Source organism: Halorussus vallis, assembly GCF_024138165.1.
Taxonomy (GTDB): domain Archaea; phylum Halobacteriota; class Halobacteria; order Halobacteriales; family Haladaptataceae; genus Halorussus; species Halorussus vallis.
The window spans coordinates 679,382-690,667 of the sequence record NZ_CP100000.1 but is presented as its reverse complement, the minus strand read 5'-3'; the positions used below and the strand labels follow the sequence as shown (position 1 = coordinate 690,667).

At 69.1% G+C, this 11,286-nt stretch carries 7 protein-coding genes; 2 read left to right on the top strand and 5 right to left on the bottom strand.

Annotated features, from left to right (window positions below; genetic code table 11):
- Nucleotides 1-146: 146 nt before the first annotated feature.
- Both NGM07_RS03720 and NGM07_RS03715 read left to right on the top strand, forming a co-directional pair.
- The gene (locus tag NGM07_RS03720; RefSeq protein ID WP_253517292.1) at nucleotides 147-3,329 is read left to right on the top strand and encodes an oligosaccharyl transferase, archaeosortase A system-associated; all 3,183 of its coding nucleotides are present in this window, start codon (nucleotides 147-149) and stop codon (nucleotides 3,327-3,329) included.
- A 550-nt stretch (nucleotides 3,330-3,879) separates the two neighbouring features.
- Nucleotides 3,880-4,881 carry a DUF368 domain-containing protein gene (locus NGM07_RS03715; RefSeq protein WP_253517291.1) on the top strand — a complete coding sequence of 334 codons (1,002 nt, stop codon included), beginning with the start codon at nucleotides 3,880-3,882 and terminating at the stop codon, nucleotides 4,879-4,881.
- 12 nt (nucleotides 4,882-4,893) lie between these two features.
- On the opposite strand, the gene NGM07_RS03710 is transcribed toward NGM07_RS03715, so the two are convergent.
- From NGM07_RS03710 to glpA, 5 genes are all read right to left on the bottom strand, one after another.
- Entirely contained in the window at nucleotides 4,894-5,553 is a 660-nt protein-coding gene (locus tag NGM07_RS03710) for a helix-turn-helix domain-containing protein (RefSeq protein ID WP_253517289.1), read from the bottom strand.
- A gap of 120 nt (nucleotides 5,554-5,673) precedes the next feature.
- On the bottom strand, nucleotides 5,674-6,828 hold the full coding sequence (locus NGM07_RS03705) for a Cdc6/Cdc18 family protein (protein ID WP_253517286.1): 1,155 nt from the start codon (nucleotides 6,826-6,828) through the stop codon (nucleotides 5,674-5,676).
- Nucleotides 6,829-6,834: 6 nt separating this feature from the next.
- The gene (locus tag NGM07_RS03700) at nucleotides 6,835-8,178 is read right to left on the bottom strand and encodes an anaerobic glycerol-3-phosphate dehydrogenase subunit C (protein WP_253517284.1); all 1,344 of its coding nucleotides are present in this window, start codon (nucleotides 8,176-8,178) and stop codon (nucleotides 6,835-6,837) included.
- Entirely contained in the window at nucleotides 8,175-9,497 is a 1,323-nt protein-coding gene (gene glpB / locus NGM07_RS03695; RefSeq protein ID WP_253517281.1) for a glycerol-3-phosphate dehydrogenase subunit GlpB, read from the bottom strand. The genes NGM07_RS03700 and glpB overlap by 4 nt, the downstream gene beginning before the upstream one ends.
- A complete protein-coding gene (gene glpA / locus NGM07_RS03690) occupies nucleotides 9,487-11,247 on the bottom strand; it encodes an anaerobic glycerol-3-phosphate dehydrogenase subunit GlpA (RefSeq protein WP_253517278.1) in 1,761 nt (586 codons plus the stop codon). Before glpA ends, glpB begins: the two co-directional genes overlap by 11 nt.
- Nucleotides 11,248-11,286 lie beyond the last annotated feature (39 nt).

Sequence of the window (11,286 nt, the reverse complement as noted above, 5' to 3'; positions counted from 1 at the left end):
TACGGCATCTGACCGCGGACGATGGTCGGCGGGACCGCCCGTCGGCAGAGTTCCACGGCGGAATCCAACTGACCAAGGACAGGTTCGTTTCCGGCCACGTGTTCAATTCATAAGGCTTATGCGCGTTTTGGCAGTTTCTCAATTCAATGAGCCAGCAGACTGAGCAGGTCGAGGACTCCACCGATACGGTCGGGTCGGTCCTCGACGCGTTCGAAGACTGGTATCACGTCCCCGTGTTGGGCGCCGCCATGGTGTTCATGCTGTGGGTGCGCCTCCAGGCCTTCGAGAAGTTCACCAAAGGCGGCGAGATATTCTTCTCCGGCAACGACGCGTGGTATCACTTCCGGCAAGTAACCTACACGGTCCACAACTGGCCGAAGACGATGCCGTACGACCCGTGGACCTACTTCCCGTTCGGCACCAGCGTCGGCCAGTTCGGGACGCTGTACGACCAACTGATCGCCACCGCCGCGCTGATAGTCGGCCTCGGCGACCCGTCGAACCAGCTGATCGCCAAGACCCTTCTGGTGGCGCCCGCGGTGTTCGGCGCGCTGGTCGCCGTCCCGACGTACTTCGTCGGCAAGCGCCTCGCCGGACGACTCGGCGGACTGTTCGGCGTCGTCGTGCTGGCGCTGCTGCCCGGCACCTTCCTCCGGCGCGGCCTCGTCGGCTTCGCCGACCACAACATCGCCGAACCGCTGTTCATGACGTTCGCGGTGCTGGCGATGATGGTCGCGCTCACCGTCGCCGAGCGCGAGCGACCGGTCTACGAACTGCTCGCCGACCGCGACTTCGCGTCACTGCGTCGGCCGCTCGGCTACGCCGTCCTCGCCGGCGTCGCCACGGCGCTGTACCTGTGGACGTGGCCGCCGGGCGTGCTCCTCATCGGTATCTTCGGCGTCTTCTTCATGCTGAAGCTCTCGGCCGACTACCTCCGCGGGGTCAGCCCCGACCACCTCGCCATCACCGGCGCGGTGAGCATGACCGTGACGGGCCTGCTGTTGCTCGTCCCGCTCGGCACGCTGAATCCGAGTCCGACGAAGTTTTCGCCGCTCCAGCCAGTCCTCGCGTTCGGCGTCGCCGCCGGGTGCGCCTTCATGGCGTGGCTCGCCCGCGAGTGGGACGCCCGCGACCTCGACTCGCGGCTCTACCCGGCGGCCATCGGCGGTATCATCGTCGCCATCGCCGGCGTCGTCGCGCTCGCGGCACCGAAGTTCTTCGGCCTGATTCGGAACAACGTCATCCGCGTCATCGGGTTTGAAACCAACGCCGCGACCCGGACCATCGGCGAGGCCCAGCCGTTCCTCTCGCGGGCCCAGCCCCAGTACGGCATCGCGTGGTACGACATCATCATCCAGGAGTACGGATTGATGCTGTTCACCGCCATCGCGGCCGGCCTCTGGATGGTCTGGCGGGCGTTCCGCGACGACGACCACAGCGCCGAGAAGTTCCTGGTGCTCGTGTGGTTCGCGTTCCTCATCGCCGCGGCGTTCACGCAGGTCCGGTTCAACTACTACCTCGCGGTGCCGGTCGCGGTGCTGAACGCCTACCTCGTGGGGCAGGTGTTCTCGTGGGCGAACCTGCCGAGTCGCGACTCGCTGTCCGACATCAACGGGACGCAGGTCGTCACGGTGCTGCTCGTGGTGCTGTTGATGACGCCCGTGCTGGTGTTCCCGGCCCAGATCGGCAACAGCGGTAACCCGTTCATCGACAAGACCACGACCGCCGTCACCACCGGCCAGAACACCCAACCCGGCGCGATAACGAAGTGGGACGGCAGCCTCGACTGGCTGGCGAACAGCACGCCTTCGGAGGGCGACTACGCCAACGCCAACAACGAGGCGAAGATGGACTACTACGGCACCTACCACCAGCAGGACGGCGACTTCTCCTACCCGAAGGGGTCCTACGGCGTCATGTCGTGGTGGGACTACGGCCACTGGATTACGGTCGAAGGCGAGCGGATTCCGAACGCCAACCCGTTCCAGGAGGGCGCAGACACCGCCGCGAAGTACCTGCTGGCCCAGAACGAGACGCGGGCCAACAACATCATCCAGCGACTCGGCGAGAACCAGGAGGACACCCGCTACGTGATGGTCGACTGGAAGATGATCGAGCCGACCTCGAAGTTCTCCGCGCCGACGGTGTTCAACCCGAACGTCTCGAACTGGGACTTCTACACCTACGTCTACAGCGGCCTCCAGCAGAACCAGCCCCGGGTGTCGTTCCTGATGAAGGACCAGAGCTACTACCAGAGCCAGATGGTTCGGCTCTACCTCTACCACGGGAGCGCGGTCGAACCGCGGCCGTACGTGGTCGACTACGACCGCATCTCCGGCGCGAACGCTTCGAAGTTCGTCCAGGAGGACCAGGGCGCCAACAGCACGGTCGTCCGGAAGTTCCCGACGATGAAGCAGGCTCGTCAGTTCGTCCAGCAGGACGGCTCGGCCCAGATCGGGGGCATCGGTCCGTTCCCGAACGAGCGGATTCCGGCGCTCAACCACTACCGCATCGTCAAGCAGAGCAAGGCCTCCGGCACTAGCTCCCAGAGCTACCTCCGGACGCTCCAGGGCGAGGCGCGCCTGCTCCAGCAGGCGGGCATCAACCCCCGCGAGATGTTCATGACCTCGCCCTCGTGGGTGAAGACGTTCGAGCGCGTGCCCGGCGCGACGGTCCAGGGCACCGGCCCGAAGAACACGACGGTCACCGCGCAGGTCCGGATGTCGCCGGTCGGCCAGAACGGCACGTTCACCTACCGCCAGCAGGCCAAGACCGGTGCGGACGGGAAGTTCACGATGACGCTGCCGTACTCAACCACCGGCTACGACAACTGGGGGCCGAAACAGGGCTACACCAACGTCAGCGTACAGGCGGTCGGCCCGTACCAGTTCACCACCCAGGGTAACTGGCAGAACGGGACGCTCCACTACCAGAACGCCACGGCGCAGGTGACGGAAGCCCAGGTCATCGGCGAGAGCCAGAAGCCGGTGAACGTGAAGCTCACCCCGACGACCTACACGCCGCCGAACCAGAACCAGTCGCAGAACAACTCCTCGGCGCCGCCAGCGAACGAGTCGGCCCCTGGTGCCGGCAACTCGACCGCGCCGAGTGCGGACAACTCGACCGCGGCCGGAAACGGCACCGCGCCGACCGGTAACGGCTCGGCGGCCACGAACAACTCGTCGGCGCTCGGCGCGCCGAGCGCCGAGTCGGCAAAGGCGAAGCCGACGCCCGCCGACGCGCTCCCCGACCGCGAGGAGACGACGCCCCTCCGCGCCGGTCTGGTCGGCGCGTTCGGCGCCGCGGCGGTCGTCGCGTCTCGCGACTGACCGAGAACGCGGCTTTTTCGAATTTTCTTCGTAGGCGATTCACACCCTGGCAGCCGCACCTCGCGCATCCTCGTGACCTTCGAGTGCGCTATCTTCGCCACCGAATCGGCGCGCGCTGGCGCGACCCCGCGGTTTGGGGTCGCGCCTTCTCTGCGCGAGGTCTTCGTGAACGCAGTGAACGAAGGCTCGTCAGAGCGAAGCTCTGACGGTGGATGACCGAACGGGCGCCGTCAGGCGCGAGTGAGGGAATCGGCTGGGGAGGCGTGTGGCTGAGGCGGTGCGGTGGCGGTTGCGGTCCTCAGTTGCGTCGTGTGAGTAGCGGTCGCTGTAGCCGTGGCGGTTGCAGTTACGGTAACCATGTCGCGGTGGCGGTTGCGGTCCTCATTTGAGTCGTGTGAGTCGCAGTCGCAGATGCCGTGGCGGTCGCAGTTGCGGTCGCGGTTGCTCACAACTACAGCGACGGTACCCGATTTCAGTGCCAACAAGACGAGACGCCACCCGAACCCCAAAGCCGAACTGTTTTCCGCTCCGTCGGTGTAGCCCCACTCGAATGTCAGACGCTTCCTCCCCGGGCCACCTCCGAGAGTGGCTCGCCATCTACCTCAAGGGTCTGTTCATGGGCGCCGCCGACGCCGTCCCCGGCGTCTCCGGCGGGACCATCGCACTCATCACGGGCATCTACGAGCGACTGGTGGGCGCTATCGCGGCGTTCGACCCCCACGTGCTCGTCGACCTGCCGCGCGCCTACGACCCCGACGCCCGCGGCCGCGTGGTCGACCTCCTCCGCGAGATGGACGTCGGGTTCCTCGTCGTCCTCGGCGCGGGCGTGATGACCGCCGTCGTGGCGGTGACCGGCGCGGTGCTCGCGATAAAGAACTCCAACCCGGCGATGCTGTACGCCTTCTTCTTCGGCCTCATCGCCGCCTCGGCGGTCGTCCTCTGGAGCGAGGTCGGCCTCGACACGCGCGGCGAGCAGGCCGCCGCAGTCGTCGGCTTCCTCCTCGCGTTCTTCGTTGCAGGCATCTCGGCGTCGGCGAGCGTCCCCCACTCGCCGGTCGTGCTGTTCGTCGCCGGGGCGTTCGCTATCTGCGCGATGATACTCCCCGGCGTCTCGGGGTCGTTCCTGCTCATCCTGCTTGGCCAGTACACGTTCATGTCCGAGACGCTCCACGGCTTCATCGACGCCGCCGTGGGGGTCGTACGGGGCGGCCCCGTCTCGGACGCGGTCGGCCCGTTCGTCAGCGTCGTCTCGTTCGTCGCGGGCGCCGCGGTCGGCATCCTCACGTTCTCGCGGGTCGTCGAGTGGGCGCTCGAAGAGCACCACGAGGTGACGCTGACGTTCCTCGTGGCGCTGATGGTCGGCGCGCTCCGGTTCCCCGCCGCGAAGGTCCTCGGCGCGCCGGGGGCGTGGCCCGCGAGTCGGGCCGTCGCCGTCGTCCTCGCGGCCGTCGTCGGCGCGGCGGCGGTCCTGCTGGTGGACCACTACACCGACGACCTGGAGTACGGCGGCGAGTCGCCGACCGACCCCGCGCCCGCGCCGCGGAACGACTGACGCGGAGAACGCTCACTCTCCTTCGAACAGCGCCCGGAGGACGTTCGACTCGGCCTTCCGGAGGTGTTCGGCCGCGGTGCTCGGCGCACAGTCCAGTCGCTCGGCGACCGCCTCGCTGCTCGCGGTCCGGGGGACGTCGTAGTAGCCGAGTTCGAGAGCGGCCGCGACCGCCTCGCGCTGTCGCGGCGAGAGCGCGCCGAGCGCGGCGTCGGCCCCGTCTGCACCCGACCCGCCGACCCGTTCGACGTCGACCCGGACGCCGTCGGGCGCCGACTCGAACGCGGCCTGGAGCGCCGCGGGGGTCCCGACCACGTCGAAGCTGACCCCGCCGCCGTCGGTGTGTTGGAGCGGCGAGGTGACGACCAGGCCGCCCTCCTCGTAGGTCCGGAACATCTCGCGCTGGAGCGGCGTCGTCTCGGCGCGCACGTAGGCGTAGAAACGTTCGCCCTCGACCGGCGTCAGGTCGAACGAGCACACCTCGGGCATCTCGGCCAGTTCCGCCGCGAACCGCTCGCGGTCGCCCTCGACCCGGAAGACGTGGGTGAGCGTCTCGCCCGCCGCGTTCCAGTGGACCATTTGGGCCGACTCGACGTACGCCCGCTCGGCGAGCAGGGTGTGGAGCGGGTGGACCTCAACGTCCGATGCGTAGAAGGTCACCCGGAGTCGTCGCATGGGCGCGGCTTCGCCCTCCGGGAACTTATAGGCCGACCGCGACCGGTCGGTCCTTCTCGGCCTTCGCCGGTCGGCAGAAACCCGACGTCTCGACTTCGACGCCGGCCGTCGCTCGACCGCCTACTCTCCTCGACGCTCCCCGTCGACCCGCCGGAACGGGAGCGTCGGGAAGCGGGGTTCGACGCGACTGGGACGGCGGCCGCTCCCGTCGCTCCCGTCGGTCTGCAGCCGTTCGAGGACGCCGATTTCGGCGAGTTCGTAGAGGAACCGCTTGACGGTGCCGGCGGACAGGTCCGAGCGCTCCGCGATGGCGGTCGCCGCCTCGTCGATGGACGGCGCGGCGTCGAGCGCCAGCAGTTCCGCGAGAACCCGCCTGCGGTTCTCCGGCAGGGTGAGGACGCGCCCGAGGTGGACGCCGTCGGTCGGCACGTCGTCGATGCCGTCGTCGACGTCGCGCGCCCGGATGCGGTCGACGCCGTCGGCGGCGGCGCGGTCGGCCGCGACGAACGTCGCGGCGAGCGCGTCGTGGGCGTCGCCGCTGGCCCACTCGGCGATTCGCCGGGCCTGGCCGTGGCGGAGTGCGCCGCTGGTCAGCCCCCGCGAGGCTCGTTCGGTCAGGACGTCGACGAGCGCGTGCTGGCGGTAGGCGGGCACGTGGACCGTCTCGGCGGTCCACTCGTCGGGCACCGTTCGACCGACCGCGACGAACGCGACGGCGTCCTCGACCGGTTCGAGCCACCCGCGGACGTCGGCGGCCGACGGTGAATCCCCCTCCGCGAGGTGGTCGGCGGCGACGACGGCCGACCGTGTCGGGGAGGCGAACTCCTCGGCGACGCGGTCGCGGAGCGTCTCAGTCCCGACGCCACGGCGCGGGACCGACTCGGCGACGACCGCGTCGAGTAGCGCGTGGTAGAACCGGAACTCGCTGGTGAGTCCGTAGGCGTCGACGTGGACGAACTGCACCGTGTCGGTGGCGGTTCCGGCGCGGGTGGTCGTGCCGATGCCCTGTCGCTGTCGGCCTACCTGCTCGTCGAGGCCGGCGAACAGCGCGCTCACGAGCGCCGACTTGCCCGCGCCCTTCGGACCGTATATCGCGACGTCCGGCGGGACCCGCCGGTCGAACACCGGGTCGAGCGCGTCCAGCAGTCGTTCGAGGACGGGGCCGCGGCCGACCGGGTCCGGCAGGTGGACCGCGGGGTTCAGCACGTTCCGGTCGACGACCAGGTCGTCGTCCCGCGTGGTCTGTCGTCGCGCGATTCGCTCTTCGAGGTTCATGGCTCCTCAGTCGCTCCTCTCGTCGACCAGCGCGTCGGCCAGCACTTCGAGCGGGTGGCGGATCTCGTAGCCGGTACCGTGTTCCATCTGCATCGCGCAGGTCGGACACTCGGTCATCCCCGTCTCGGCGTCGGCCGCCTCCATGTGTTCGAACATCTCCGCCCCGATCTTCATCGACGTCTCGTACTTCTCGTCCTTCCAGCCGTAGGTGCCCGAGATGCCCGAACACGACGGCCCGACGTCCTCGGCGTCCGCGCCGTCGAGGTGGTCGAGCAACTCGACAGCCTGCCCGTCGAGGCCCTGGTTACGGGCGTGACAGGGCGCGTGATAGGCGAATTCCCCGGCGTCGACTTCGCTCTCAGCCAGCGCGCCTTCGAGGTCCTCGTGGACGCGGAGGTACTCCAGGGCCTCGTAGGTGTGGGCCGCGACGCTCGCGGTCCCGTCGTAGCTGAACAGTTCGGGGTACTCCTGGCGGAGCGACATCGAACACGACGTGCAGGAGGCGATGACGTCGTAGCCCTCCTCGATTAGCCCCGAGAAGTTCTCGACGTTGATGCCCGCCGCGCGCTTGGCGTCTTCCAGCATCCCGTTGGCGAACATCGGCGTGCCCGAACAGCGCTGTTTCGGGACGACGACCTCGTAGCCGAACGCCTCGAAGACCTCGACCATCGCCTTGCCGACTTCGGGGGTGTTGTAGTTCGAGTAACAGCCGTGGAAGTACGCGACGCGCTTGTCCTCCGAGCGGACCCCGGGGCCTCCGCGGTCGCGCCACCACTCTCGAAACGTCTCCTCGGCGAACTCGGGGAACTCCCGCTCGGACGTGATGCCCAGCACCGTCTCGTTGAACCACTTCGTCACGTCCAGGCCCATCACGAAGTTGGTGAGCCGCGGCACCTTACTGCCCAACTCGGCCATCGTCCGGTAGTTCGCCAGGATGCGGTTGCGGACGTACTCCCGCGAGAGTTTGTCCATCTGGGTTTCGACGTACTCCCCGCGGGCGGTGTTGTGCATCTGGCTCAGCGGCACGTCGGAGGGACACGCCGAGTCACAGCGCATGCAGTTCGAACACGACATCACCGAATCGTCGATGTCCTGGTCCTCCTTGCGCTTGAGCCGCCACTGCTCGGGACCCTGGAACTTCGGTCCGGGGAAGTCGTCGTCGACCTGTGCGACCGGACACTCGGTGTCGCAGGTCGAACACTTGTAGCAGTCGTCGCTCCCCGGCCGGAGGTCCATCTCCTCGCTCTCGGGGAACACCTGCACCGGTTCGAACTCGTCGTTCGCGACCGTCTCCTCTTCGCGCACGTCGTTCGCGTCGTTCGGGTCTATCGGCTGTTCTGCGTCACTCATGAGTAGTTCGTCACCTCCCGCGCCGCGGCCAGTCCGGCCGCCCGCCCGGTGGCGAGCGAGACGCCCGACCCGGACTTCTCCGCGGCGAGGTCGTAGCCGCCGAGGACCGCCCCGGCGGCGCGCAGGTTCGCAAACTCCGCGTCTCCGGCCGAATCGAGGGGTCGGAGGTCGTCGTCGACGTCCACCCCGAACCGGGCGAACGGATGGTCGCCGAAGGCGTCGTCGGCGAACCAGTCGTACCGGTCGCTCGGGTGGGCCACGCGGCAGTCGAATATCGGTTCCGCGACGCCCTCGCGGTCCGAATCGATACCCTTGCCGACGAGGCCGCCGGTCGCCAGCACGAACTGGTCGGCGTGGAACGGGATGGCCGCGCCGTTGCGCTCGACCCGGACGGCCGCGACGCGGCCGTCCGGGTCGGTCCCCTCCCTGTCGTCCGCCGTCTCGTAGTCCACCACCGGATTGCCGGTCGTGAACCGCACGCCCGCCTCACGGCTGGCCGACAGGAGCGCGCCTTCGAGGCGCATCCCCGGCAGGCTTGGCGGCCCCATCGGCACCTCGAAGACGGCCGCGCCGAGTTCGGCTTCGAGCGACTCGCGCACCTCGGCCGGGCGGTGCTGGCCGAGCAGCGCGGGAAAGCCCACGCGCTCGGCGCCCCGGAGGTGGGGCTTGACCGCCTCCGCGAGCGCCTCGCGGACGGGGAGTTTCGTGCTGTAGCCGTCGCCGCGGACCTCGACGCGCTCGTCAGCGTCGAGCGCGTCGGCGTACCGCGTCACCTTGGCGTCGACCCGGAAGTCGCCGGGGAACGAAATCACGGTCCCCCGAACCGAAAACGGGACGCCCGCCGATTCGAGGTGGGCGGCCGCCAGCGGCGCGTCGAAGTCCGTGACCGTCTCGAAGCCGACCAGCAGGGCGTCCCGCGAGTCGCTCGCCAGGCCGGCCGCCGCGCTCGCGGGGTAGCGGGCGGTCGGCTTGACCGACCCGCCGTGGGTCGGCACGAGCGCGTTCCGGTCGGTGTGGCCCCCGCGGTAGCGGTCGCCGACCGCGTCGTCGAAGAGCGCGAGCGCGTCGCGGATTCCCTCGACGCCGACAGTTCGGTAGGGGTGGGACTCGGGCAGGTCGGGGACGGCCTCGAAGGGGTCCGACAGGAGGTTCTCGTCGGCGTCGTAGCCCAGCACGTCGACCAGTCCGCTCGCGCTCCGGAGCGTCGACTCCTTGTGGGCGAGCAGGCGGACGCCCGCACCCTCGCGGGCGGCCGCCAGCGCGGCGGTCATCCCGGCGATGCCCCCGCCGATCACCACCACGTCGTCTTCAATCGCCACGGGTGCCTCCGTCGCCGTCGTGCCGGCGACCGCCGTCGGTCGCGGGGTTCGGGACCGCTCGCTCGCCCGAATCGAACGCCGAGAAGTCGACGTCCGACGATTCGTCGCCGTCGGCGTCCGAGACCGCGGCGGGGTCGCGGTCCCGGTTCATCGTCGCCGCGTGGAGCGCGTAGTTGAGCGCGGCCTGCGAGAGCTGTTCGCCCCAGAGGGCGTGGCGCTCGCCCTTCCAGCGCTCGGCGAACAGTTCGTCGAGCGCGGCGTACGCCTGGGTCTGGTCGTAGTCGGGGTGGAGTTCGGCCGCCATCCGGTGACAGCAGAAGCCGCCCTGGCAGTTGCCCATCGACGCCCGGGTCCGGATGCGGACCGCGTTGAGGTCGGTGCCCGACTGCTTGACCGCGTCGCGAATCTCTGCCCGGGTCACGGCCTCGCAGTCGCAGACGACCGGGTTCGGTTCCGCGGTCCCCAGCACCTCGTCGGCCCGACTGCCCAACCGCTGGACGCTCCGGCGGCCGACCGGCGACCGCAGGCCGAACTCGTCCATGTAGTCCCGGAGCACCGAGAAGTCCTCGCTTCCAGGGAGCGGTTCGTCGGCCGTGCGGCAGTCAGCAGAGACGCCCAGTTTCTCGCAGACGTGGTCCGATATCTTCTCGGCCATCAGCCGGTAGGTGGTGAACTTCCCGCCGACGATGCTGGTGAAGTCGGCGACGCCGTCGCGCTCGGCGTGGTCGAGCAGGAAGAAGTCCCGCGTGATGTCGGTCGGGTCCTGGGTGCCGGTGCCCGGCGGTTCGTACAGCGGCCGGACGCCCCAGAACGACCGGACCGTCCGGGCCTCCCGGAGGATGGGGACCAACTCCGAGAGTTCGTCTATCATCAGGTCGACCTCCCACTGTTCCTCGGGGTAGTCCTCGGGGTCGTCGACTTCCACGTCGGTCGTGCCCAGGATGGCGGTGGTTTCGTGGGGCACGACGATGTCGGCGTCGCCCTTGGGCCGACACCGGTTGACCACGGTGTCGACCTGCCGGCAGTTCATCACGACCATCGCGCCCTTCGAGGGCCTGACCTCCACGTCGACGCCGGCGAGTTCGCCCACGCGACCGGCCCACGCGCCGGTCGCGTTGACGACGTGGCGGGCGGTTATCTCCTCGCGCTCGCCGGCCTTCCGGTGTTCGCGCTTGCCCGGCCCGGAGTCGTGGCGCACCGCGACGCCGCGGACCCGGTCGCCGTCGCGGAGCACGTCGACCACCTCGGCGTGAGTTTCGACGCGAGCGCCGTGTTCGACGGCGCTCGCGGCGTTCGCGACGCAGAGGCGGAACGGGTCGACCGCCCCGTCGGGCACCCGAATCGCGCGCTCGACGTCCTTCGTGAGGTAGGGCTCTTCCTCGCGGGCCTCCTCGGCGCTCAGGACCTCGGCGGGGATGTCGCAGTCCCGACAGCCTTCGAGTTTCTCCTCGAAGTACTCGTCGGGGTCGCCGGCCAACTGGACGAACTGGCCGCCGGTTTCCTCGACGCAGTGGGCGGCGATGTCCCGGAGGACGCGGTTCTCCTCCATGCACTCGCGGGCGCTCGCCTGGTCCGAGACGGCGTAGCGCCCGCCGCTGTGGAGCAGGCCGTGCATCCGACCGGTCGTCCCGTGGGTCAGATTCCCTTTCTCGACGAGGGTGACGTCGACCCCCCGCATCGCCAGGTCCCTGGCGATGCCGACTCCGGTCGACCCCCCGCCGATAATCAGGACGTCCGTCGTTTCTGTCATCCGTTTTCTCAGAAATCGGAGCGCGACCACTTTACTTTA